This window comes from Modicisalibacter muralis (assembly GCF_900102945.1).
GTDB classification, from domain to species: Bacteria; Pseudomonadota; Gammaproteobacteria; order Pseudomonadales; family Halomonadaceae; genus Modicisalibacter; species Modicisalibacter muralis.
Map to the genome: position 1 here is coordinate 1 of NZ_FNGI01000018.1, position 23,459 is coordinate 23,459.

Consider the following 23,459-nt stretch of genomic DNA (forward strand, 5'->3'; position numbering starts at 1 on the left):
CTAGGCTTTGTCTGAAAAGTCAGCGCGCAAGCAACGAACTATGCACGCCAGGCATACCATTGCCCTGAAGCTGCTCGCCAACTTGTCGTATCGCGTGCACAGCCGCCGGATCTCCTTCAGCCAGCCAAAGCAGCGCTCGATCACGTTGCGCTGCCGGTATTTGACCTTGTCGAATATCCTCGGCAGTCCTGGTCGGGGCTTACGATGCATCCGACGATAAGCAATCGTGGGACGCATGCGATACCGATCACAGTAGCGCCGCAGCGCATCACTGTCGTACCCCTTATCGGCCACGATATGTTGGCAACGCTTCCTTGGCCGCCCCTGAGGGCTCGGCAATCGAATGGTCTCCATCGTGGGAATGAAATAGCTCGAATCAGCATGATGGCCGGGCGACAACACGAAGGACAGAGGATAGCCATTCCGATCGCAGACCATATGGAGCTTGGTGGTCAGGCCGCCACGGCTGCGGCCCAGCGCATGGTCTACGGGTTCGCCTGATCCCCCTTTTTGCCACCTCCCGAGGCGGCGCGGGTTGCCCGGATAGCGGTAGAATCGATCATCCAGGTATCCAAATTCATCAGACCATCTTCACGCAGCTCAAGATGCAAGCGTGACAGCAAGGCGTCGAAGGTGCCGTCGTCTCGCCACTGGCGAAAGCGCTGATAGACGGTCTTCCAGGGGCCATACCGTTCGGGGAGGTCTCGCCATTTCGCGCCGGAGCACAGGATCCAGAAGATCCCGTTGAGCATTTGGCGGTCATCCCGGCGGGGCCGGCCCATCACCTGGGGTGGCGAGACAATGTCTTCGATCAGGGACCAACCATAGTCGGTAATTTCGTAGCGTCCTGCCATATTGCACCTATGCCGATGTCACATAGCAAAAATTAGCAGAACCTACTTTTCAGACAAAGCCTAGTGGGCGCATGTCTCTGCACTACTTCTCGGCCCTCATTACGGGAACTCGTCTACACTGGGGTTGCCCATGCAAAAAAATTGGTTTAGTTCAGTGGAAAACGCTAACGCCAATGAGCAATCAAGGGGTGTTGGATGACGGCTAGCAACACGCAGAGAGACTTTTGAAAGTTCTGCCCACACACTTTCCGTGTTAAGCTACCAACCTATGCTTTATCTTCAGAATATTCATAGGGTAATGATGAGCATGATTTCTCGTTTATCGGCTGAATTTTTTTGTCACCTTAAAGTCAATTAACCAACGAACGGCCTAATCATTTCTGTGACTGTTCGCGACCTTATTGTATAAGCAGCGTAGCCGTCGATAGCAAGAAACCTCACCACATATTGGCATAAGAACTTAGAGGCACCACCTATGCTAACGAAAGTTAATCGACACCACACTGCACTGACTCTTTGCAAATCCATTGTTCTCGCTGCAAGCGTTCTTTCCACCCCTGCCCTAGCCCAAACACAAGACCAACCTCTCTCCGCGCAGGAAAGCGACCCGATAGAAATGGGTTGGATGCAGGGTTTTCCGCCGCCCGACGACCGGCTTTTAAAAATCGGCTCTCCCGATTTCTTCCAGTTCCCGGCCCTGCGTTACAGCGTGTGCCACATGCGCCAGTTCATGCCGACGATACCGGTGTCGCGCGACCTGAAACCCATGACACCCTTTGAATATGCCATTGATGAACAGATCAGCGATATAACCTTCAAGCCCTGGGGTGCTGATACGACCATGACCTTGGAACAGACACTCCAGAAAACCTATACGGATGGCATTCTCGTCTTGCACGACGGCGAGGTCGTTTATGAGCACTATTTTGGGTGCCTGACAGAGGAAGGCCAGCACGCGGCGATGTCGGTGACCAAATCGTTTACCGGCACACTGGCATCCATTCTGGTGGCCGAGGGAAAACTGAATCCTCAAGCCAAAGTGGGCAGCATTATCCCGGAACTCGAGGAGTCTGGCTTTGGCGATGCGACGGTGCGGCAAGTCATGGATATGACCACCGCGCTGAAATATGACGAAGACTATTCCGACCCCAATTCCGAAATTTGGATCTACTCAAAAGCCGCCAACCCGTATACCAGGCTCCAAGGATATGACGGCCCGGTCGGTTATTTCGAATACTTGCAAACGGTGGAGAAAAACGGCACTCACGGCGAGGCATTTGGTTATCGAACCATTAACGCAGATGCATTGGGCTGGATTATTTCGCGCGTAACGGGAAAGTCGGTCAATCAACTGCTTTCCGATCGCATCTGGAGCAAGCTGGGAATGGAGCAGTCGGCCTATTACCAGGTCGATGCCCACGGCATTCCCTTTTCCGGTGGCGGCTTGAGTGCCGGCCTGCGGGACATGGCGCGGTTCGGCCAGCTTATCCTCAACGAGGGTCGGTGGCACGGCGAGCAGATCATTCCCCAAGAGGCAGTGGCCGATATCCGCCAGGGCGGTAGCCAGGAAGCCTTCAAGAAATCCGGCCACCCCAAGCTCAAAGGGTGGTCTTACCGTAACATGTGGTGGATCACCCACAATGCAGACGGTGCCTTTGCCGCTCGCGGCGTGCACGGGCAGACGATCTACATCGACCCCACGGCCAATATGGTGATTGTCCGCTTTGCGTCGCATCCCGTCGCTGCGAACAGCGCCAACGATCCGATCTCGTTACCCGCCTACCAAGCCGTGGCAGACTATTTGAAGGGAGGTAAATAAGGCATGGACACCCAATCTCTATTTGACCTGAGTGGCAAGGTCGCCATCGTAACCGGTGGCGGTAACGGTATCGGCAAAGCATGCGCCCGGATGCTCGCCGATTACGGCGCTGCCGTGGTGGTTGCCGACCTGAAAGCAGCGGATGCCAAGAAAGTTGTCGATGAGATCGCTTCAAACGGCGGCAAGGCGTTGGCGGCTGAATGCAACGTGCTGAAAGATGAAAACCTGGTCCATCTGGTGGAGCAAACGGTCGCCGAACTGGGCGGCCCTCACATACTCGTCAACAATGCCGGGGGAGGTGGCGCCGGCAAGGAAAGCCCGTTTGACATTTCGGTGGAACAATTCGAGAAACCCTTCCAAATTAACGTGTTCAGCGCGTGGCGCCTGGCACAACTGTGCGCGCCGCACATGAAGAACGCCGGTTATGGTTCGATCATCAATATGTCTTCGATGAGCTCGATCAACAAAAGTCCCGCCATCAGCGCTTACGCTGCCTCCAAGGCCGCCATCAACCACATGACCGCGAATCTGGCTCACGACTATGGTCCGGAAATTCGCATCAATGCGGTTGGGCCTGGGGCCGTGAGAACCGGAGCACTGGCTACGGTCGTGACACCCGAAATCGAGGAGCGGATGCTCGCGCATACTCCGATTAAGCGTTTGGGTGAACCCGAAGATATCGCCGGCGCCGTTCTCTTCTTCGCCGCCCCTGTATCAGGCTGGGTCAGCGGGCAGGTGCTGTTCGTCAACGGCGGTGGCGTACAAACGCTGGATTAAGCCTTGCTAGGGAACCACTGCGTCCCCCGCCCGGCTGCCCGTCATGCACTTCCGCGGGATTGAACTGGATGACGTTGCCGGGCGGGCTACGGTGAAGCTCACCGCCGCCCGAACGCCAAAATGCGGAGAAACGCCAAGTCGCCCTTCTTCTACTCACCGAGCAAAGGGTCGTCGATCAGCTCGAATGGCTCTGCCCAAATCTCGCTTCTTGCTGGCCTTCTCGACCAGCTCATGATCCAGGCGAACGCCTGTAGTACTCATCGATGGTTCTCTTGGCAGAATGCCGCATCATTGTGGCAGCTTATTACAATTGATGTGTTTCACCTCTTAGCCGGCAGGCGTTAAGCCTGGCAACTCCTACCTCACGGTCAATATGCGGCGGTGAAGCGTGCCCGCCGATGCCTGGGCCGCTCGGCCTCGTCGATTAGCGCGACCGCCAGGTCTTCCATGGAGATCGCCGAGTTACCTTCGCCGTCGACGAGCAGTTCGTCGCCACCCAGCCGAAAGTGGCCACTGCGTTCGCCCGGCGCCAGCAGTGCGGGCGGGCTCAGGTAGGTCCAGTCCGCCTGGGTATCGGCGCGGCAAGCCTCGAACTGATCCACGCATGCCCGTGCGATGTCCCGCCAGGCAGGAGGGACGAAATTCGGATCGTCGGCCACGAGGGTACCCGCAGTACCGGGCACGCTCAGGCCGCCGGCGCCACCGACCAGCAGCAACCGCACCCCGGCCTGGGTGACTCCGGCCAGCAGCGCTTTTGCAGTCATGGCGTGCTCGCCTTCATTGCCCGGCGCCGGGCGGGTGGCACCGATCACGACATCCTGGCCGGCGCTCAGCTCGGCCACGCTCTCGGCGTTCGCAGCATCGCCGACGCGGATGGTGGCTGCGGCGAGCAGTTCGTGGGAGCGGGTTGGGTCGCGCAGGACGGCGCTGACCTCATGGCCGCGAGACAGTGCCTCGGCCACGATGCGGCTTCCCATGTTTCCGGCGGCGCCAAAGACGGTAATGCGCATGATTGGTTCCTTTTCGTTCCAGTGGGTTTGATAAGGCACGCCGTAGCATGCCGGGTTATGGCAATAACGCTTGCCCAGTCAGCAATGAGATAGGATTCGCTCGGGTCCAGCGGGCTTTGCTAAGCGGCTTCCGTCCGCCGCGAATCGTCGTGCCGGGTGGCATCGCGACGCAGCAGCATGGCGATCGCCACCACGACCAGCAGGCTGCCCGGTAGCCAGTGCCAACCGACCCGCTGCGGCTGGTCGATGAGCAGCAACAGCATCGAGACGAACGGGACCAGGTAGGTATAGGCCGTCGCCGCGCCCGGCGTGAGCACGGCGGTGGCCCGCTGCAGCAGCCAGAACGTCACGCCACTGGAGAACACGCCCAGGTAGCTCAGTACCAGCACATCGGAGAGCGTCATGCCGGCCAGTGCATGAGGCGACTCCCAGATCAGCCCCAGCAGACCGATCAGTGCGCCACCCGTCAGCAGGCTCCAGAAGGTGCGCAGAGAAGCCCGCTGCGACAACCAGCCCTGGTTCAGGCCCCACTTGCTCAGCACCGGATAAAGCGCCGAGGCCAGGCAACCGACGAAGTACACCGCCTCGCCGATGCCGAGCCGTAAGTCATCGAGCCGGCCCCCGGTCTGCGCCCAGGCCAGCCCCAGCGCACCGAGCGCGCCCAGCAACAGAGTGCCCAGCATGCGACCGGCAGGCCGCTCCACGCCGAACCCTCTGCCCAGGCAATAGGCCAGCAGCGGCACGCTGACGTAGAGCGTGGCCATCGACAGCGCGGTGACGCGGTGCGCGGCCCAGAACATGGTGCCGAAGAACCCGGCCAGGCACAGCCCCATGAAGGCGTACAGCGCGAGTCCCGGCAGGCTCGGCCAGCGACCCGGCTCGCGGCGCACCAGCGGCCATATCGCCAGCGCGGCGATGGCGAAACGCATCGCGGTCAGCAACAGTGGTGGCAACCCTTCGCTCATCAATCCCACCGCCGGGAAGGACAACCCGACGATCAGGGCCCACACCAGCATGCCCAGGTGCGCGCGCGTCATGTCCTGCGTCGCGATAATCCGAGGGGTATTCATTAGCGTTGCTCTCCCATGTGTCGGCCACGGGAGTCATTCTAATTACGGGCACTAGAGATTATAATATTCAATCCATTTTATGGATTGGTTACTGGAAGTGATTAATAAATGGACCACCTGACCGCATTGAAAGTCTTCCGCCAGGTTGTCGAGCTGGGGAGTTTTGCTGGAGCGGGGCGGCACCTCGGCCTTTCCCCGCCCGCGATCAGCAAGAACATCAGCGAACTGGAAGCGCACCTCAACGTGCGACTGCTGCATCGCACCACCCGTCGCATGAGCCTGACCGAGGCCGGCGCCCTCTACTACGCGCGCGTCGTGCGGATTCTCGACGACCTCGAGGAAGCGGACGGTTCCCTCGGCCCTCTGCAGCAAACGGCACGCGGCCTGTTGCGCATCAGCGCGCCGATGACTCTGACGCTGACTTGCCTGTCCACCGCGATACCGAAATTCCTGAGCCGCTACCCGGAGCTGTCCATCGACCTTCACCTGGACGACCGCCGGGTGGATATCGTCAGGGACGGCTATGACATCGCCATCCGAGGTAGCGACAAGCTCGAGGATTCCAGCCTGATCGCCAGAAAGCTCATGTCCTTGACGCACGTCGTCTGCGGCGCGCCGGCCTACTTCGAGCGCCGCGGAATCCCCGCAACGCCCGATGACTTGCGCGATCACGATTGCGTGCAGTTCACCCTGTCGGGCCATGCCAGTGAGTGGGAATTCAACGCCGCCGGGCGCTCGGTAAGCGTCCCCGTCGATGGCCGCTACAAGGTGACCTCTAGCCTGGCCGTGCGCGACGCCTTGTGCGCCGGCTTCGGATTGAGCCTGATCCCCTGGCTCTACGTGCGCGAGGATATCGAACAGGGGCGCCTGCGCACGGTACTCGACGACTGGTCGAGCGTGGAAACCGGCGTCTATGCCGTCTACCCGTCAAGGCGCCATGTCGTCGCGAAAGTGCGCGCGTTTCTCGATTTTCTCGACGCCGAGTTGGGCAATGGTTAGCCGGATTCATCCTCGGTGGCGACGAGGCTCTATTCTTTACCCCAAGCCGCATTTCTCAAAATGGCTTAATCAGTTAACTCCCTGTGTATTGCTCGACCGATGTCAGCGATGGCGGCATTGCGCTCATCGACGGAGGCTTTTGTCTGCGTTATATAGACGCTCACGATCAGCGGCTCGCGACCAGGCGGCCAGATCACGGCCACATCGTTCGTCGTTCCGTGATTACCCCCACCCGTTTTGTCTCCGACGCGCCAGTCGTTCGGTAGGCCCGCACGCAGCTTCTCGTCACCGGTCTTGTTGGCAACGAGCCAAGTCGTGAGCTGGTCGCGCGATTGCTGGGAAAGGGTGTCCCCAAGCACCAGCTTATGCAGGTTGGCAGTCATCGCGTTCGGTGTCGTCGTGTCGCGTGGGTCGCCAGGCGTCGCCTCGTTGAGCTCGGTTTCCCAGCGGTCGAGGCGGGTCATGGAATCCCCAAGGGATCGTGCGAATTCGGTAACACCGGAAGGCCCGTCAAGAGTTTCCAGAATGAGGTTGCCGGCGGTGTTGTCGCTGGTGGTGATAGTGGCCTTGCAGAGTTCGCCGAGCGTCATTTCTTCACCGACATGGTTCTCGGTGACGGGCGAATAGGTCACGATATCACTGGCTTCGATGCGGATGCGTCGGTCGAGGTCTTCCTGGCCGGCATCGACCCGCGCCAGCACGGCCCCGCAGGCGAGCGCCTTGAAGGTGCTGGTCATGGGGAAGCGCTCGTCAGCGCGGTACTCCCAGCGGCGCCCCGTCTGAATATCGAGAACAGCGACACCGATTCGAGCATCGAGCCTTTCTTCTATTTCGACCAGTTTCTCGAGCAATCCTTTGCCGGTTTTATTCGTCGCCGAGGCGATGCTGGAATATGCAATCAGACTTCCAGCGAGCAATGCACCGACCATGACTGCAAACCTACGCCGCGTCAGTATCAATTTCACGTTACCCTCCAGATCATGTTAATGGGTTCGTACTTCTATCGTGGCGACCTGAGAAATAGGCTTCCAATGCGCTCCGGTCGGCGAACTGAGAAGAAAATATTAAGAATTAGCCAGCGCGACAAACGATGATATTTTGCAGGTGCCATCAATTAAATTTGGGCATATATGGTCAGACCCTATCTCCCCCTCAAAGCGCTGCGCGCCTTTGAAGCCTCGGCGCGGCATTTGAGCTTCACCCGTGCGGCCATTGAATTGAGCGTCACGCAGGCTGCCGTCAGCCATCAGGTCAAGGTTCTGGAGAGTCGGCTGAACGTCGTGCTTTTCAAGCGCTTGCCTCGCGGGCTGATGATCACCCCGGAAGGGGAAGCCCTGTTGCCGGTATTGCGCGATTCCTTCGATCGCATGGCGGACATATTCGAGCGTTTGGAGGGCGGGCAAGTTCGAGAAGTGCTGATGATCGGTGCCGTGGGCACGTTCGCCGTCGGCTGGCTATTGCCGCGCTTGACGGAATTCCAGGAGACACATCCGTTTATCGATGTCCGTCTTTCGACCAACAATAACCGTGTCGACATGGCGGCTGAAGGCCTGGACTACACCATTCGGTTTGGCAATGGTGCCTGGCACAGCATTGAGGCCGTGCGCCTGTTCGAGGCGCCGCTTTCGGTGCTGTGCATCCCGAAAATTGCCGATGAACTGCGTGAACCGGCGGACTTGATGAATCAGACCCTGCTGCGCTCCTACCGGGAAGACGAGTGGACTAGCTGGTTTACTAATGCAGGTATTGCTTGCCCTGCACCGCTCTTGAAAGGAATCGTTTTCGATTCGTCGCTGGCGATGATGGAAGCCGCCCTTCAGGGGGCGGGCGTCGCGCTTTCACCCCCGCTGATGTTTTCCCGCCAACTTTCCACCGGGGCCATCAAGCAGCCTTTCGACATCTACACGTCAATGGGCAGTTATTGGCTCACACGCCTCAAATCACGTTCACCGACGCCCGCCATGGACACTTTTCAAGCCTGGTTATTGTCTGTTATCAAGGATGAGTTCCCAGAAGCAAAAAGCTAGCCAATGGCAGTTTCTGACCGGACCGGGCCTATATCATTGGGCGTTAAGACATACCGGACTTGTCATGCAGCCTCATATGTAACTCCCGCACCTGCGCATCGAGCCCGGCAACCGGCCCTTCCACTGTGACACCGGGCGCAATCTCCTGGATCGGTAGCGGGCGCACCGGCGGCGGCGCGACGCCCAGCTCGGCCAGCCAGGCCGTGAGTTGCTCGGTGGAACTGACGTAGACGATGCGCCCCAGCCCCACCCAGCCGTGCGCGGCGGCGCACATCGGGCAATGCTCGCCGGAAGTGTAGACGGTGGCGACGGCGCGTTCCTCGGGCGCCATGTGCTCGGCGGCCCAGCGCGCGAGGAAGAACTCCGGGTGGCGGGTGGAGTCGCCGCCGGCGATGCGGTTGCGATCCTCGGCGAGAAGCGTGCCATCGGCGCCGACGAGCACGCTACCGAAGGGTTCGTCGCCGGCCTCGAGCGCCTCACTGGCGAGTTCCACGCAGCGGCGCAGGTGAATCATGTCGGTATCGTTGATCATGGTGTTTTCCCTTGTCATATCCGTTGTAACTCAAGCACCCGGTTCGTCATCCCAATAATCGACCTCGTCGGTCGATCGGCCAACGAAGCGTGTACGGCGGCCATCCGGCGTGTGGCTGGATACCAGGAACTTGCCGGAGTCCGGGTACTCGACCACCTCCCCACGTGCCACGCTGGAAATGCCCAGGTATTTGAGCGGCCCGGTGCCGGTGTTCAATAACTGATGGGCAGTTTGCGCCCCGCCCGCCGGAGCGCCAAGTACGTCGCCCGCCTTGACCGGATAGGTTGCCTCTCCGAAGCGATACTCGCCCTCGCCTTCGAGAATCAAGAACATCTCCTCCACCACCTGATGATTGTGGAAGGGACAACCCGACTTCCCGGCCGGCACTTCATTGTAGCTGGCACCTATGTCGGAGAGACCAAGCTGGCCGGCGAAGGAGGTATCCGCCGATGCGTACCGGCTGCCCTGCCGCCAATGTTCGAGAATGAGCTGCGACAGACTGATTACGGGGGACATGAGCATCTCCAGGATTCAAACAAATAGGAACGAATGGACGGCCTCGCGGAACGGTAGGTGGTCAGGCTAGCATGACATACTCACGTCGGCCGGTCGGATGGCCTTTCGCCCTATCACCATCGCTGGGAGGTTCTTGATGCACCACACTGGAAGCTGTCTTTGCGGCCAGGTCGCCTACGCGATCGATGGGCCACTAAGCGATGTGGTCCATTGCCACTGCTCGATGTGTCGCAAGCTTCACGCGGCGGCGTTTCGGACACGGGCAACGCTCAGAACACGGGATTTTCGCCTCGTGCGCGGCGCAGAATCGCTCAAGCGCTATGAGTCATCGCCAGGTGAGTACAAAGTCTTCTGTGCTAATTGCGGCTCGAGTCTTTACACGGAGTTCGATACCAAACCCGATGAGTTGGGCTTTCCGCTGGGCACCCTGGATACCGACCCTGGCGTTAAGCCGCAACGGCACGTCTACGTGAACAGCAAGGCGCCCTGGTACGAGATCACCGACGATTTGCCGCAATATGGCGAGTCGGATTAAAACCGGCTCCTGCCAGCCGTCATTCAGCGCCAACGGAAAGCCGGGAGCGCGCACCTCGGCGATACTCCCGGCTGCGATACTGGTCGACTGATCCTCCACTCTGCCATGAAAGTAAGACACCCGAACGTCGGGTCCATTGCCCGACTAGCGGGTGATGACGACTTCCAGATACTCCGAGGGCACCACCATAGTGCCGTCAGTGGCACGATTGAGCGAGTCGATCAGGGCGAGAATATCCGTGCGCAACGCCTGCCGGGCGCCGTCATCCAACGCTTCGAAAAGCTTCAACGTTGGCCCGTAGTAGGTCCTGAACATATCCAGCCAGTGCTGCGGCGACTGGTAGCGGAAGACAAATTGCCTGGACGTGACGCCGATCTTCGTCGTATGGGGACCGAAGCATTCCTCAAGGAAGGCCTGTGTTCCCCAGGCAGAAGGTGGCTTCACTCCCGCCGGCGGCGGCATGTATCGGCCAATGGTTTTGAACAACTGGCCGATGAAGCCCTGCGGCGTCCAGTTGGCAAGGCCAATCTTGCCGCCCGGTTTGCACACGCGGATCAGTTCCGCCGCGGCCTGCGCTTGGTCGGGCGTGAACATGACCCCGTAGGTGGAGACCACGTTGTCGAAAGTCGCCTCCGGGAACGGCAGGTTCTCGGCATCGGCCTGCTGGTAGTCGATGGCCAGCCCCTCCGCCTCGGCGCGCCGGGCGGAATTGGCGAGCAGCGCATCGACATAGTCGGTCGAGACGACCTTGCAGAAGCGCCGCGCCGCCGCGAGCGAGGCATTGCCGTTGCCGGCGGCGACGTCGAGCACCGTCTGGCCCGAGCGCAGATCCATGGCTTCGCAGAGCTGTTCGCCGACGATCTGCAGGGTCACGCCAATGCGCGCGTAGTCGCCGGCGCTCCATACCGCCTGTTGCCTGGTCTTGATCGCCGCGTAATCCGGGGCGGTTGATGGTGTGTGGAGTGTGGTTGCATCTGTCACGTCTAAGTCCTCGCCAATTAGGTAATAGTCGCCGGTCGTGAGGTTCACAAACCCGACCCGGCAGGAATCAGCGTAAGCCGCAGCGACGCAGTGGGCTTGCAGGGAGAATGGGGATTGTCGGGGGATTCGCGGGAGAGATCAGGGGGAAAGCGGCTGATTCGCGCCGGCTCTGAGTAGCGCCTGGCCGAGTTTCACGCCAACCAGTGCGGAGACCTGCTGCGCCGATAGCGTGGGGTGGATGCGATAGGCATCGCCAAGCGCCTTGCGGGCAAACTCGGAGTTCCCGCACAGCTGATGCACCGCACCCAGGACGACACGCGGCAAGTAACAACGGTCATCGCTCTGGCAGGCTTTCTCAGCCTCGCGCTTGGCTGCATCGATGTCCTTGGCGAGGATCAGCGCCATCGCCAGTACTGCACCCCACACTGACAGGCGGCTATCCAGCGGACTGATCCGGATGCCGTGACGTAGGTGGGTGATCGCCTCGTTCACGCGGTTGTCGACCAGACAGGCGGAACCCAGCGCCGCCCAGGCCTGGGCGTTGGCTGGGTTGAGAACAATGGCCTGCTTGAGGATTGGCAAGGCGCGTTCGACCTGGCCGATATCGGCCAACGCACAACCGGAGTAGCCGAGCACGGTCGAGTCCATGTTGTCCAGCTGCAGGGAGCGCTCGGCAGCCTCTAGGGCCTCCTGGCGGGCGGCGGCAGCATCGGGCAGCACGCAAAAGCGATGCCCCAGCCCGCGCACCAGCGAGAGATGGGACGCCGCCAGGGCGAATTGCGGGTCGCACTGCCAACTGCGCCGCAGCAGGTCGGCAGCGACGGTGAAGGAGTCGTGACGCCAGCCCTGTAGTGCCAGCAGCCCACTGGCCTCCAGATACAGCTGGCGTGCGGAGTGTTCGCCATCCTGGGCGCACACCCGTTGGTAGATGGCGCGATGCAATTGTGGCTCCAGCTTAGCGATGATCGCGATCACGGCATCGTCCAGCAGGGAGCCAAGTGGGCCCGTGAGGGTGAACTGCTCCGCCCACAAGCAAAAGCCCGCTCTCGCATCGGCCAATTGCGCAGTGATGCGCACGGTATCCTCCCAGGCCTGCAGGCCGCCCTCCAGAACGTAATCCACCCCTAGCGCTTCGTGGATCTCGCGGACGCTCGGCGTGATCAGCAAGCCACGGTAATGCTCGCTTTGGGTGCTCAGGCGCAACAGGGGAATACGCGTCAGGACCGTCGTTAGATCGGCCGCGAGAGCGTCGGCGAACCGAGTGATGTCGGAGCTTTCCGACAAGGGGCGAAAGGGCAGCACGAGCAGCGACGGGTCCATGTCGCCGTCGGCGGCGGATACCGGGACGGCTCTGGTTCGTACCTTGCCATGGCCTGGTTCCTCATCCTGGGTGATGTCGCAGGCAAAACGAAAACCGCGTCCACGCACGGTCTGCAGGTAGGTCTGGGTCGCGCCGCTATCGCCGAGTGCCTTGCGTGCACTTTTCACGCATGATGCGACCGTGGCGTCGGAGACGAAACGCCCTGTCCACACAGTGTCGATCAACTCATCGCGGGTGAAGACTCGATGAGGATGCCTGGCGAAAAACACGAGCAGGTCGAACACCATCGGCTCGATGCGCTTCACTGCACCATGCTGGCGCAGTTCGTAGCGTTCCATGTCGAGTTCAAAGGCGTCAAACCGCAGGATCATTGCTGGTTCCGCCGCTAGGGGTGGCTGTCCCTGTCCGGGAGCGTGGATATCTCCAGAGTAGCAGACGTCCGGCGCGCCTCACGCACTTTCAACCTTCAATTGATATCCATGGGTACATTCCACTCCGCATCCGTCAGAGGCTATTGCCCGGCGCTCATCCCGGCAATGAAGCCGGTTTATGAACGGCCACTCCGAGCATGACGAGCAGTATCCCGGCGATATCCTGCGGGCTGGGTATCTGCGCCAGGACGATCACGCCGATAAGCGTCGCGCTGGCCGGCAGCAATGCCAGCAGTAGCGCGAAGCTTGCTCGTGGCAGACGCGACATCGCCAGTTGATCGCAGACATACGGCACTACCGACGAACAGAAACCCACCGCGATGCCCGCCAGCACCAGCTCCCAGGCCCCGAAGGCCTGCGCCGCCTCCCACAGACCGATGGGCATGACGAAGACAAAGGCGATCGCCATCGCCGCCCCCAGGCGCTCGACGCCACCACTCGCGCCGCGCTCGGATATCTTGTGCCCCAGGCCGACGTAACCGACGAACAGGGCGCCGTTGAGAAAAGCCCAGAACAAGCCGATGGGGTCGCTCGACCACTTCACGTCGATCAGCAGAAACACACCGATAACGGCCAGCGCTAGCGCCAGGAAGTTACGCCCGGTTCTCAGCCCATACAGCGCAATGCCAATCGTGCCGACGAACTCGATAGCCGCGACCAGTCCCATCGGCAACCGGTCGAGCGCCAGATAGAAGGAGGTATTCATCACCGCCAGGCAGGCCCCGAGCCCGACCAGTAGCCAGCGGGTCTGCCTGTCGGCGTCGCGCAGCGTTTTCCAGGGATGCGTCCAGGGGGCGAAGATCGCGGCAGCCGAGGCGATGCGCATCCAGGCGATGCCCAGCACGCCAATCGAGGGAAACAACAGCACCGCGAACGACGGCCCCAGGTAGTGAAAGATGGCGCTGACGCCGAACCAGGCATGCGGGGGCACGGCTTGCGCGGCCTGGGTAAATGTCACTCGGTGAATCGCTGGCATGCGCTACCCTCCTCTCTTTTATTGTCTTATGATGAAAGGAAGAAAAGCACATTAACATAACTAGGATTTGGCGATACGCTTGTTTATTTATTCAATACCAAGGTTTTTTACATGAAACGCATTCGTTACGAAAACGGATCACTAGATAGCATCGACCAGCAGATTCTCAACGCGCTGAGCGATAACGCTCGCGTCAGCCTGGCCACGCTGGCGCGCCAGGTCGGATTGTCGTCGCCGAGCGTGTCCGAGCGCATCAAGCGGCTCGAGGAGGCCGGCATCATCGGTGGCTATACGCTACAGATCAATCCGGTGGCGCTGGGCTTGCCATTATCTGCGTGGCTGCGTATCCGGCCCATTCCCGGCCAGCTGCAAAAGGTGGTAGAGGTTCTTCGCGGCCTGCCGGCAATCGTCGAATGCGACCGGGTGACGGGGGAAGATTGCTTTCTGGCGCGTGCGCATGTCCGCTCCGTCGAGGAACTCGAGGCCTTGATCGACGAGATAATCCCTTTCGCCATGACCAACACGTCGATCATTCAATCCTCGCCGGTTGCACGTCGGCTGCCTGCTATCATCAGACAGTGCGAAACATGAACGTCACGCTACGCAATGAGCGCTGCGCGAACCGACGCGCTGCCTCTTGCTGGTTGCACGGACATCCGCATATCTCAGCTATCACGGCTGGCCTTGACCCCCAGCTCCACGGCACTAGCTTGAGAGGAAGCACGCTCTTTCGAGCCCAATAACGACACCGCAAGGTGACTGGCCATGAGACTCTCTTGCGAGCGTCCATCCCTCTGCCGCGCGCTGACGGTCGCGCTCGCGACCCCGCTGCTGTTCGCAGCCCTCATAACCACCTCGGCTCATGCGCAGACTCAGGCATCGGGCGACGTACCGCGCCTGGAATCGTCGACATGTGCGACCCAGGCACTGAAGGCGTTGCAGGCGCAGTGCTACACCTTTTACGGCGAAGAGAATTGGGATGCGCCGAACGGCACCATCATCGAATTGCCGGTGGCGGTGATCGAACCGGAAGCGGCGACGAACGCGCAAAGCAATGTCGACGAGCCTCCGGTGGTGTTCTTTCCCGGCGGGCCCGGCTACTCGGTGATCGGCAATCGCGAGTACCTCGATCAACTGCGCGAGGACATCGGCGAACGCACGCTGGTAGTGATGGACCATCGCGGCTTCATCCATGCCAAGCCGGCGCTGAAATGCCCCGCCTATGCCGCGGTTTCGCCCTACCACAACATCATCCATACGCCGGCCATCTCATCCTCGCTGGACCCGATGCAGCGCCTGGATACCATTACCGGGGCGGTAGCCGACTGTTACCGCAAGCTGAAGGAAGAAGGCATTGGCGTGGCTCAGTACAATCAGTACGCGGTATCGCGGGATGTCGACGAGATTCGCCGGCTGCTCGGTTATGACCTCATCGATGCGTACGGCTCCTCGACCGGCAGCGGCACGGTGCTGTCCTATATCCGCTACCACCCCGACAGCGTGCGCGCGGCGATTCTCGGCTGGCCGTGGTTCACCAGCCTGCGCAACCGCTCGCCCGTGGATGAGTTCTACACCGCCAAACAGACCTTCACCGATGCACTGGCCCTGTGCACGGCGAACAGTGAAGAGTGCCGAGACTTGCTGCCCGCCTGGTTCCTGGCCATCGACCGCACCCGCCGGGCGCTCGATGACAGGCCGTTCATCGCCACCGTGCAGGAAGCCGACGGCAGCGAAAAGACGCTGTACTTCGATGGCGCGGCCTTTCTGGATACCCTCTACCTGACCCTCGCCGACGACTACGCCAAGCTACCGAGCCTGATCGCCAAGGTGCGCAACGACGACTATTCATCGCTCGACGAGTTCTTCCGCATCGACCAGTACGACCCCAAGCCGCAGGCGCCCAACTACGCGCTGGGCTATTTCCTGGCCCACGTCTGCAACGACATGGGTAGCAACCGCCCCAGGCCCGAGGATTCTATCGCGGCGGTCAAGCGCGAGCCCGCCATCCTCGGCTTCGAACCGCCCTGGCTATGCGCCTGGTGGGGTAGCGACGGCGATGTGCCGCCAAGGCATAGCGACCCGCTCGAATCGAAGAAACCGGCCCTGGCGATTCATGGCCAGATGGACCCGTGCTGCGGCACGCGCTGGAGCGAGAAACTGGCACAGACCATGCCGAATCTTCAGTTCGTCGAGTTTCAAGCCATGGGGCATAGCCCCGTCACCGAGTGCCGCTCGACGATGATCGATGCCTTTCTCGACGATCCCCGGGCCAAGGTGGACAAGAGTTGCAAGCACGAGGTGCCGCTGGAGCCCTGGAAGCTGGAATGAAGCACCATCAGAGCGATTCAGGAGCCTCCAAAACGACGCCGAACTTCGCGCGCAATGCCTTCTGCCCCGACGCGGTCAGCGTCAATGCCCGGCTGTCCAAATCCTGGCGCACCCATTGCCGGCGCTGCGCCAGTTCGAACAGCGCGGCACCCAAGGCGCCGGCCAGGTGCGGACGGCGCATGCTCCAGTCCATGCAGGGATAGGCGAAGCGGCGCCTGAGTTTGCGTGCCGCGTCGAGATCGATACCGAAATCCGCCAAGGCTCGCTCACCCGATTGCGTGAGTTCGTGGTCCTGACTTTCCTCCCCTGGCATGGCTAACCAGCCAAGCTCGATCAGTCGATCGTGCAACGAGACACCCAGGCTACCAGCCATATGGTCATAACAGGTTCGCGCATGTTGCAACCGATCAGGCGTATTTGGCACGAAGCGCGATGGAGAGCGGCCCGCGACCACCATCAAGGCTTCCAGCGCCTGTGCCACCCATTTTCCCGCCAGGCTGTAGTACCTGTGCCGCCCTTGAACATGCAGGGTCACCAGGCGTTGTTCCTTGAGTCGAGCCAAATGCGCGCTCGCGGTCGAGGGGCTGACATCGGCGACGATCGCCAACTCGGTGCTGGTGCGTGCATGCCCATCCATCAAGCAGCACAGCATTCGGGTTCTCGCCGGCTCGGCGATGGCGGCGGCCACGCTGGAAACGGCGGAGTCGGAATCGTCTACAAGCATATTTCGATGCCTATCGAATCATTGCGGTCGATTATTGTGGATAGTAGCAGACACCAGAACGCCAGAGCCAACGCCGATGAACAGTGAACCGATCGACCCCATCCAGGCGGTCATGTATCCGGACCCTTATCCCTATTATGCACGTCTGCGTGAAGGCTCGGGGCTTGCGTTCGATTCGCGTATCGGGCTGTGGATCGCCAGCACAGCCGCATCGGTCACGACGGTGCTCGATCATCCCGACTGCCGGGTAAGACCGGCGCGAGAGCCGGTCCCCAGGGCAATAGCGGGCGCGCCGGCGGGCGAGGTCTTTGCGCGCTTGATGCGAATGAACGAAGGCGAACGTCATCGCTGCCCGAAACTCACGATGCACGAGGCACTCAGCCGTATCGCGCCGGACGAGGTAACGCGCCAAAGCCACGCTCAAATCGACCGGCTGGAGCATGATCTTCGAACGGCAGACGGTCTTTCCCGATGGCTATTCGAACTTCCCGTCTCGGTCATCGCCACGCTACTGGGCTTTCCGGCGTATCGGCTTCCAGAAATCGCCGCCTGGACGGGCGACTTCATCGCTTGCCTGTCGCCATTGAGCGATGCACGGCAGATCGAGTCCTCGCATGACGCCGCGCATCGGCTCATGCGGGAATGTCAAAATCTGTTTTGCGGTGGCTCGGGCTCCGAAACCCCGGTTATTCAGCGCGTGCGCCAAGGTGCCGCCGAGCGAGGCTGGGTCGACCAGGGCGCCATTCTTGCCAATCTTTTCGGGCTTCTATCGCAGACCTATGAAGCCACTGCCGGGCTAATCGGCAATGCGCTCATCGCATTACACCACCGGCCCGAGTTGCGGGATGAACTGCGTCATCGGCCCGCGCTCGTGGAGGCGATGATCGCCGAGGTCGGCCGCTTCGACCCGCCGGTGCAAAACACGCGTCGCTTCGTGGCCCGGCCACTAAGGCTGGGTGACGCCGAACTGGAAACAGGCGATGCGATCCTGGTCCTGCTAGCATCGGCGAACCGCGACCCCTCGGCCAACGACGATCCCGACGAGTTCATCATCGCGCGCCAGGAACGGCGTACCTTCGGCTTTGGCCATGGTCGCCATGTCTGCCCTGGGCGCGCCCTGGCCATCACTATCGCCACTGCCGCCTTACGATCGTTGTTGCCGCTGCTTCCCGACATGCCTGTCGAGCGTTGGGATTGGCGATACCGGCTTTCAGCGAACGGGCGCATCCCGGTGTTTCATAACCGCTAACGAGTGAGGAAACGACCATGATCGCCGTCATATTCGAAGTTTGGCCATCCCGAGGACAACGCCAGCGCTATCTGGATATCGCCGCCGCATTGAAACCACGACTCGCGGAAATCGACGGTTTCATCTCCATCGAGCGCTTCCAGAGCCTGGCCGAGCCGGAGAAACTGTTGTCGCTGTCTTTCTGGCGGGATGAAGACGCTATCGCGCAGTGGCGCTGCCTGGAAGCACACCGCGCGGCACAGGCGGAAGGCCGCGCCAGCGTCTTCGACGATTACCGCCTGAGAATCGCCGGTGTCATACGCGACTACGGCCTCGACGAGCGCGAACAGGCGCCGGCCGATAGCCGTGAGGCTCACGATGGCAAGCCGCGACATTAGACCAGGGCAATCACGCGCTACTGTTATAGCACCAGGCCCCCTAACCGGCGGGAGCTTCTATAGTTAGCCACTACACCCATGCCAGCAGGAGTGACACACCATGAGCCAGACGCAGCGCATCGCGGTCATCATCGGTAGCCTGAGACGGGATTCGGTCAATCGCAAGGCGGCCAATGCCCTGGTCGCCCTGGCCCCGGGCCACTTGGCCATGGAGATCGTCGAGATCGGCGACCTGCCGCTCTACAACCAGGACTACGACGAGGATCCCCCGGCTCCCTATGACGTGTTCCGCGACCGGATTCGCGCCGCCGACGGCTATATCTTCGTCACCCCCGAACACAACCGCTCGATGCCGGCGGCAATGAAGAATGCCTTGGATATCGGCACCCGCCCACCCACGGATAACGTCTGGAACGGCAAACCGGGCGCCGTGATCAGTGCCTCGCCGTCGATGCAGGGCGGCTTCGGCGCCAACCATCACCTGCGCCAGACACTGGTCAACCTCAACGTCGTGTGCATGCCCAAGCCCGAGGTGTACCTGAGCCAGGCCTTCGACCTATTCGATGACCGAGGCCAACCCACCGAGCGCTGCCAAGGGTTCCTGCAGACATTTCTCGACGGCTATTCCCGATGGATTGCCAGGCAAACAGACTGAGCGGCTCCGCGTCGCCCGCCTGCCGCCTCACGAGGTCGAGGTGAGCGTCTTCTTGAGCACCCCGAAGAGCTTGACGCCACCCAGCACCAGCGCGCCGGCCAGGATGCCGAACACGGCATTGAATAGCGTCGCGCTCAGCGATGGCAGAATCACGCCGATGCCCGGCACGCCGCCACTGGCATGGGCGAGATCTTCAACGAGGTGGTGCACGAGGGGAATGCCGTGAGTGAGAATGCCGCCGCCAACCATGAACATGGCGGCGGTACCGATCACCGAAAGGCTTTTCATCAGATAGGGCGCGGTACTGACGATGCCGCTGCCGATACCACGCGCGATGGACGAGGCCTTATTGCTCAGATAGAGACCCAAGTCATCCAGCTTGACGATGCCGGCAACCAGGCCATAAACGCCGACGGTCATGATAAGCGCGATGCCGGACAGCACGATGACCTGCTGGGAGAAGCTGGCCCCGGCCACGGTGCCCAGCGTAATGGCGATGATTTCCGCCGAGAGGATGAAATCGGTGCGCACGGCGCCTTTGATCTTGTCCTTCTCGAACGCCACCACATCGACATCGGGATCGTTCAGGGCGCGCACTGCCTCGGCGTGAGCGCGCTCGTCGTCGCTTTTGCTATGCAGAAAGCGGTGGGCGAGCTTTTCGAAGCCTTCATAGCAAAGAAAGGCTCCACCCAGCATCAATAGCGGTGTCACCGCCCACGGAGCGAACGCGCTGATCACCAGCGCCGCCGGCACCAGAATCAGCTTGTTGAGCAACGACCCCCTGGCGACCGCCCAAACCACCGGCAATTCGCGATCCGCGTTGACCCCGGTGACCTGCTGGGCATTCAGGGCAAGATCATCGCCAAGCACGCCGGCGGTCTTTTTCATCGCCACCTTGGTCATCACCGATACGTCGTCGAGGATCAGGGTGATGTCATCGATCAGGGTCAATAAGCTGGCTCCGGCCAAAGCGGTCATCCTCTACGGTAATGTTGGGCGTGGTCAGTTAAGCATAAAAGCCGGCTAAAGTGAGCCGGCCTGTCGATCGAGCCAGCGCATTTCGCGATCATCGGCATCGTCACGCAGCATCTTTAGCAATGCATCCGCCCGGCCGATTAGTGCCGCACCCTCGTCGTTGCGCCGTTTGGATTCGCTGATTCGCAAACCCTTGAGCACCAGCGCCAGGCCGAAGCCGGTCGAGGCTGCCGCTGCGGCCCCGCAACCCGGCGTCGAGCGCGGCTCGATGGCGTCACGAAAGGCGGCGAGCGTCATGTTCCACACACTGGTCGATGAACTCACGGCGAACTCCTGGGCGAAAGGCGCTCACTGCACTGCCTATAGCTTGTGCAGCGCGCCCTCGCGCGAAAGCTGGTAGGTGTCGAAATCGTTGGCGAGGAATAGATTGCCCTGATAGTGACCCCGAGCCTCGCACTCGATATCACCGATCCAGGGCGTGGCGCTGCGATCGTCAACGAGCGTTCCCGGCCGGCCATCGAAGCACTGGCTAATAGACCGGGCAAGCCGTAGCAGTGATCGCCATGCGTGTGGGTGATGAGAATGGCTTCCAGCCTGTTGAGGGACAGTTTCGTATGCAGCACCCGCTGCTGCGTGCCCTCGCCGCAATCGACCAAATACCAGCCCTTGGCATTGCGCTTCTTGACCGCGGTCGCCGAGACGTTGCGCGCTTGCGTCGGCACCCCAGCGGAGGTCCCCAAAAAGATGATTTCCATAAATGACCTTCACCTGTGGGTGACCGGCTGAAGCCACCAACCTTGTGTGGAAGCTCGCCACTTGTTTCGAGGTTTACCCTAGCCGTCTTGAATCGTATCGCCCGATCCACCCATTTCCTTGGGCAAGTCCTTGAGCTTCGGCAAGCCGTCGTTAATCGCTAGCACCGACTCCTGATAGTGCACGTGCACGCTCGGCTTGAAGGGGAACGCGGGAATCGTCGCGGCATAGACGTCGATCAGATTCCAGCTCGGATGCTCGGTGAAAACATGGCCGCCACAGGTCCTGCACCATTTTCGCAGGCTCTTCGGCGTCTTGTTGTAGCTGCCGATGTTGTCGGCGCCCTGGGTAATCTCAACGGCTCCGGGTGCCCAGAGCGTGAAGCCATTGATCGGGCCCGCCGACCAGTGCCGGCAGTCGGCGCAATGGCAATAGCCCATGGCATCCGGTTCGCCGGTCACCGTGAACTGCACCGCCGTGCAAAAACAACTGCCCTGATAGGTATCTGAGTTGTTCATGGCACACCTCCGTACGACCGAGGCTTGATCACGGTCGAGTTGGTTGGTTCGTCCTTATGGACCTTTAAAAGTTTAATCGCTGTTGTCGATTTCGCACCCCGCCGAACGACTACAGGGTGCACCCCAAGCCCATCGAAACTCGGACCACCGACGCTTATCTCAAAAGGAGGAAGTCATGAGCACTGCAACTGCCACTACTCAAACCCAGCAAACCCAGGCGGAAACCGAGATTCGCCAACTGATCGACAATTGGACCCAGGCGTTCCTGGCCAAGGATCTGGACGGGATCATGGCCCACTACGCACCGGACGTCGTGGCCTTCGATGCCATTATCGCCCTGCAATTCAAGGGTATCGAAGCCTACCGGGAGCATTGGGCGCAATGCCTGACCTTCTGCCAGGGCGCGATGAAATTCGAGCTTCACGAGCTGGACATCACCGCGGGTGAGGATGTGGCCTTCAGCCATTCACTGAGCCACTGCGGCGGCACCAACGAGGAAGGCGAGGAGCAAGCCTGCTGGATGCGCGGCACCGTGTGTTACCGCAAGCTCGACGGCCAGTGGCTGGTGACCCATGAACACTTCTCGGCGCCATTCGACATGGAAAGCGGCAAGGCGCTGTTCGACCTCGCGCCCTAGCCGCTGAAAGTTACGAGCGATACGCTGGACGCTGTCCAGCGTATCGTCCTACACCTCAAGGCCGACAGACGAAGTAGTCGTTCTGTATATCGTGCTCGAGTTGGGATACCGCCACATCGCTGAAGCCGGCCTTGTCGAACAAATCTAGGGCACGTTCGCGTCCCCACATGGTGCCCAGCCCCTCACCTCCCTGGGCCAGCGACACGGTCATGCAGTGCGTCACCGAGATGGCATATAACAGCGTACCCAGTGGATGGTCGCGGTCGAGATGATGATGGCTCGAAGCATGGATATCCTGGGCGATGTAGACCCCGTTCTCGGCCAGGCTACGACGTATACCTCGTACCAGGTTGAGTGGCCTGGCCTGATCGTGAATACCATCGAAGGTGGTCACTAGGTCGAAGACACCCGGCTCGGCGGTGGTGTCGAAATCGCTCAGATCGCGAATCTCGAAAGTGACATTGCTCAGCCCCACCTCGCTCGCCCTGGCCTGAGCCCAATCAATGGCTTCCTGCGAAAGATCGTAGCCGGTAAAGCGGCTGGTCGGGAAGCGCTCGGCCATCATCAGTAGCGCACGGCCACGCCCACAGGCGCAATCGAGTACCCGAATGCCTGCTTCGAGCCGTTCGGTCAGCCCCGAAACCAGCGGTAGGATGGCATCGAACAGTGCTGGCAGCACGGTCTGGGCGCTATCGCTGGCCATAATCTCGTGAAAGCGCGGGTAGCGTGAATAAGGGACACCACCGCCTTCGCGAAAACAATGCACGATATCGTCCTCGACCGCGCCCAACAGCCCGAAGAATTGCGAGTAAATGGCTAGGTTGACGTCGCCGCTAGCGGTCAGCAGTGCCGCATGAGCATCGGGTAGCCAGTACTTCTGAGTGGTAGGATCGATCTCGATAATACCGCCGACGACCATTCCGCCCAGCCATTCGCGCACGTAGCGCTCGTCGAGGCCGCTACGCTCCGCGATCTCGTCGCTGGTCAACGGCGGCTGGCCGGCCAGGTTCTCGTAAAGTCCAGTGCGATGGCCGATCGACATCAGCAGCATCAAACCGCTTTCGTTGAGCGCATTGATCAACCGCTCCTCGAAGGCATCGCTGTCGCTCGTGGCGACCGTGGCGAGAGGGGTGTTACACATGCAACTCAGCGGGATCGCCGAGCGCTCTTTCAAGCGACGCTTCAAGTCAGCGATTGGACTGACGCCGATCGAGTACGTACACACGCTGCGGCTGGAGGAAGCCAAACAGATTCTGGAAACCACTGAGGATTCGATCGAAGTCATCGCCGAGCTTGTTGGCTACGAGGATCCCAGTTTCTTCCGCCGACTGTTCGGTTGACGTGTCGGTCTAACGCCGGGACAGTATCGGCGCCGGTTTCGAACCATGCGCCAGG

General features: G+C 60.7%; 27 protein-coding genes. 12 read left to right on the top strand and 15 right to left on the bottom strand.

Annotated elements, in window-relative coordinates; translation table 11 throughout:
- A protein-coding gene (locus BLR92_RS19185) for an IS5 family transposase (RefSeq protein ID WP_175488723.1) occupies positions 1 to 854 on the bottom strand; the annotation gives its coding sequence in 2 pieces (ribosomal slippage) (positions 1 to 512 and positions 512 to 854; 855 coding nt in all).
- A gap of 475 nt (positions 855 to 1,329) precedes the next feature.
- Here BLR92_RS19185 and BLR92_RS19190 point away from each other — a divergent pair.
- Both BLR92_RS19190 and BLR92_RS19195 read left to right on the top strand, forming a co-directional pair.
- Positions 1,330 to 2,673 carry a serine hydrolase domain-containing protein gene (locus tag BLR92_RS19190; protein WP_089730898.1) on the top strand — a complete coding sequence of 448 codons (1,344 nt, stop codon included), beginning with the start codon at positions 1,330 to 1,332 and terminating at the stop codon, positions 2,671 to 2,673.
- A gap of 3 nt (positions 2,674 to 2,676) precedes the next feature.
- A complete protein-coding gene (locus tag BLR92_RS19195) occupies positions 2,677 to 3,450 on the top strand; it encodes a glucose 1-dehydrogenase (protein ID WP_089730899.1) in 774 nt (257 codons plus the stop codon).
- Between the two features lie 368 nt (positions 3,451 to 3,818).
- On the opposite strand, the gene BLR92_RS19200 is transcribed toward BLR92_RS19195, so the two are convergent.
- Both BLR92_RS19200 and BLR92_RS19205 read right to left on the bottom strand, forming a co-directional pair.
- On the bottom strand, positions 3,819 to 4,460 hold the full coding sequence (locus BLR92_RS19200; protein WP_089730900.1) for an NAD(P)-dependent oxidoreductase: 642 nt from the start codon (positions 4,458 to 4,460) through the stop codon (positions 3,819 to 3,821).
- Between the two features lie 119 nt (positions 4,461 to 4,579).
- Positions 4,580 to 5,530, bottom strand: coding sequence for a DMT family transporter (locus BLR92_RS19205; RefSeq protein ID WP_245704278.1), 951 nt, complete (start codon positions 5,528 to 5,530; stop codon positions 4,580 to 4,582).
- 108 nt (positions 5,531 to 5,638) lie between these two features.
- Here BLR92_RS19205 and BLR92_RS19210 point away from each other — a divergent pair, with 108 nt between their 5' ends.
- The gene (locus BLR92_RS19210) at positions 5,639 to 6,529 is read left to right on the top strand and encodes a LysR family transcriptional regulator (protein WP_089730901.1); all 891 of its coding nucleotides are present in this window, start codon (positions 5,639 to 5,641) and stop codon (positions 6,527 to 6,529) included.
- Between the two features lie 65 nt (positions 6,530 to 6,594).
- Here the strand turns inward: BLR92_RS19210 and bla are convergent, their stop codons facing one another.
- On the bottom strand, positions 6,595 to 7,485 hold the full coding sequence (gene bla / locus BLR92_RS19215; protein ID WP_370659237.1) for a class A beta-lactamase: 891 nt from the start codon (positions 7,483 to 7,485) through the stop codon (positions 6,595 to 6,597).
- 174 nt (positions 7,486 to 7,659) lie between these two features.
- Here bla and BLR92_RS19220 point away from each other — a divergent pair, with 174 nt between their 5' ends.
- The gene (locus tag BLR92_RS19220) at positions 7,660 to 8,556 is read left to right on the top strand and encodes a LysR family transcriptional regulator (protein WP_089730903.1); all 897 of its coding nucleotides are present in this window, start codon (positions 7,660 to 7,662) and stop codon (positions 8,554 to 8,556) included.
- Between the two features lie 43 nt (positions 8,557 to 8,599).
- Here the strand turns inward: BLR92_RS19220 and BLR92_RS19225 are convergent, their stop codons facing one another.
- Both BLR92_RS19225 and BLR92_RS19230 read right to left on the bottom strand, forming a co-directional pair.
- On the bottom strand, positions 8,600 to 9,088 hold the full coding sequence (locus tag BLR92_RS19225) for a nucleoside deaminase (RefSeq protein ID WP_089730904.1): 489 nt from the start codon (positions 9,086 to 9,088) through the stop codon (positions 8,600 to 8,602).
- A gap of 30 nt (positions 9,089 to 9,118) precedes the next feature.
- The gene (locus tag BLR92_RS19230) at positions 9,119 to 9,604 is read right to left on the bottom strand and encodes a cupin domain-containing protein (RefSeq protein WP_217636619.1); all 486 of its coding nucleotides are present in this window, start codon (positions 9,602 to 9,604) and stop codon (positions 9,119 to 9,121) included.
- Positions 9,605 to 9,740: 136 nt separating this feature from the next.
- Here BLR92_RS19230 and BLR92_RS19235 point away from each other — a divergent pair, with 136 nt between their 5' ends.
- Positions 9,741 to 10,139: a GFA family protein gene (locus BLR92_RS19235; protein ID WP_089730934.1), complete on the top strand. Its 399-nt coding sequence runs from the start codon at positions 9,741 to 9,743 to the stop codon at positions 10,137 to 10,139.
- A gap of 144 nt (positions 10,140 to 10,283) precedes the next feature.
- Here the strand turns inward: BLR92_RS19235 and BLR92_RS19240 are convergent, their stop codons facing one another.
- The 3 genes from BLR92_RS19240 to BLR92_RS19250 all read right to left on the bottom strand — a co-directional run bounded on the left by BLR92_RS19240 (position 10,284) and on the right by BLR92_RS19250 (position 13,848).
- Positions 10,284 to 11,120, bottom strand: coding sequence for a class I SAM-dependent methyltransferase (locus tag BLR92_RS19240; protein ID WP_089730906.1), 837 nt, complete (start codon positions 11,118 to 11,120; stop codon positions 10,284 to 10,286).
- 138 nt (positions 11,121 to 11,258) lie between these two features.
- Complete coding sequence (locus tag BLR92_RS19245) at positions 11,259 to 12,812, bottom strand: winged helix-turn-helix domain-containing protein (RefSeq protein ID WP_089730907.1); 1,554 nt, start codon at positions 12,810 to 12,812, stop codon at positions 11,259 to 11,261.
- Between the two features lie 154 nt (positions 12,813 to 12,966).
- Entirely contained in the window at positions 12,967 to 13,848 is an 882-nt protein-coding gene (locus BLR92_RS19250; protein WP_089730908.1) for an EamA family transporter, read from the bottom strand.
- 111 nt (positions 13,849 to 13,959) lie between these two features.
- Here BLR92_RS19250 and BLR92_RS19255 point away from each other — a divergent pair, with 111 nt between their 5' ends.
- Both BLR92_RS19255 and BLR92_RS19260 read left to right on the top strand, forming a co-directional pair.
- Positions 13,960 to 14,439 carry an Lrp/AsnC family transcriptional regulator gene (locus BLR92_RS19255; RefSeq protein ID WP_089730909.1) on the top strand — a complete coding sequence of 160 codons (480 nt, stop codon included), beginning with the start codon at positions 13,960 to 13,962 and terminating at the stop codon, positions 14,437 to 14,439.
- A gap of 174 nt (positions 14,440 to 14,613) precedes the next feature.
- Entirely contained in the window at positions 14,614 to 16,176 is a 1,563-nt protein-coding gene (locus BLR92_RS19260) for an alpha/beta fold hydrolase (protein WP_175488858.1), read from the top strand.
- Between the two features lie 7 nt (positions 16,177 to 16,183).
- Here the strand turns inward: BLR92_RS19260 and BLR92_RS19265 are convergent, their stop codons facing one another.
- A complete protein-coding gene (locus tag BLR92_RS19265) occupies positions 16,184 to 16,828 on the bottom strand; it encodes an ArsR/SmtB family transcription factor (protein WP_340148228.1) in 645 nt (214 codons plus the stop codon).
- Here BLR92_RS19265 and BLR92_RS20035 point away from each other — a divergent pair.
- From BLR92_RS20035 to BLR92_RS19280, 3 genes are all read left to right on the top strand, one after another.
- Positions 16,725 to 18,149, top strand: coding sequence for a cytochrome P450 (locus BLR92_RS20035; protein WP_245704281.1), 1,425 nt, complete (start codon positions 16,725 to 16,727; stop codon positions 18,147 to 18,149). The genes BLR92_RS19265 and BLR92_RS20035 overlap by 104 nt on opposite strands.
- 17 nt (positions 18,150 to 18,166) lie before the next feature.
- Positions 18,167 to 18,526 carry an antibiotic biosynthesis monooxygenase family protein gene (locus BLR92_RS19275; protein ID WP_089730911.1) on the top strand — a complete coding sequence of 120 codons (360 nt, stop codon included), beginning with the start codon at positions 18,167 to 18,169 and terminating at the stop codon, positions 18,524 to 18,526.
- 100 nt (positions 18,527 to 18,626) lie between these two features.
- Positions 18,627 to 19,181: an NADPH-dependent FMN reductase gene (locus BLR92_RS19280; protein WP_089730912.1), complete on the top strand. Its 555-nt coding sequence runs from the start codon at positions 18,627 to 18,629 to the stop codon at positions 19,179 to 19,181.
- A 27-nt stretch (positions 19,182 to 19,208) separates the two neighbouring features.
- On the opposite strand, the gene BLR92_RS19285 is transcribed toward BLR92_RS19280, so the two are convergent.
- The 4 genes from BLR92_RS19285 to BLR92_RS19300 all read right to left on the bottom strand — a co-directional run bounded on the left by BLR92_RS19285 (position 19,209) and on the right by BLR92_RS19300 (position 21,427).
- Positions 19,209 to 20,150 (bottom strand): DUF808 domain-containing protein, encoded by a 942-nt coding sequence (locus BLR92_RS19285; protein ID WP_175488859.1) that lies wholly within the window; start codon positions 20,148 to 20,150, stop codon positions 19,209 to 19,211.
- 54 nt (positions 20,151 to 20,204) lie between these two features.
- The gene (locus BLR92_RS19290; RefSeq protein WP_139171628.1) at positions 20,205 to 20,480 is read right to left on the bottom strand and encodes a hypothetical protein; all 276 of its coding nucleotides are present in this window, start codon (positions 20,478 to 20,480) and stop codon (positions 20,205 to 20,207) included.
- Positions 20,477 to 20,911 carry an MBL fold metallo-hydrolase gene (locus BLR92_RS20105; RefSeq protein WP_089730915.1) on the bottom strand — a complete coding sequence of 145 codons (435 nt, stop codon included), beginning with the start codon at positions 20,909 to 20,911 and terminating at the stop codon, positions 20,477 to 20,479. Before BLR92_RS20105 ends, BLR92_RS19290 begins: the two co-directional genes overlap by 4 nt.
- A gap of 78 nt (positions 20,912 to 20,989) precedes the next feature.
- Entirely contained in the window at positions 20,990 to 21,427 is a 438-nt protein-coding gene (locus BLR92_RS19300) for a GFA family protein (RefSeq protein ID WP_089730916.1), read from the bottom strand.
- Positions 21,428 to 21,602: 175 nt separating this feature from the next.
- Here BLR92_RS19300 and BLR92_RS19305 point away from each other — a divergent pair, with 175 nt between their 5' ends.
- Positions 21,603 to 22,064: a YybH family protein gene (locus tag BLR92_RS19305; protein WP_089730917.1), complete on the top strand. Its 462-nt coding sequence runs from the start codon at positions 21,603 to 21,605 to the stop codon at positions 22,062 to 22,064.
- A 55-nt stretch (positions 22,065 to 22,119) separates the two neighbouring features.
- Here the strand turns inward: BLR92_RS19305 and BLR92_RS19310 are convergent, their stop codons facing one another.
- Positions 22,120 to 23,205: a class I SAM-dependent methyltransferase gene (locus BLR92_RS19310; protein ID WP_089730918.1), complete on the bottom strand. Its 1,086-nt coding sequence runs from the start codon at positions 23,203 to 23,205 to the stop codon at positions 22,120 to 22,122.
- Here BLR92_RS19310 and BLR92_RS19315 point away from each other — a divergent pair.
- Entirely contained in the window at positions 23,204 to 23,404 is a 201-nt protein-coding gene (locus BLR92_RS19315; RefSeq protein WP_245704282.1) for a helix-turn-helix domain-containing protein, read from the top strand. The genes BLR92_RS19310 and BLR92_RS19315 overlap by 2 nt on opposite strands.
- The last annotated feature ends 55 nt before the right edge of the window (positions 23,405 to 23,459 follow it).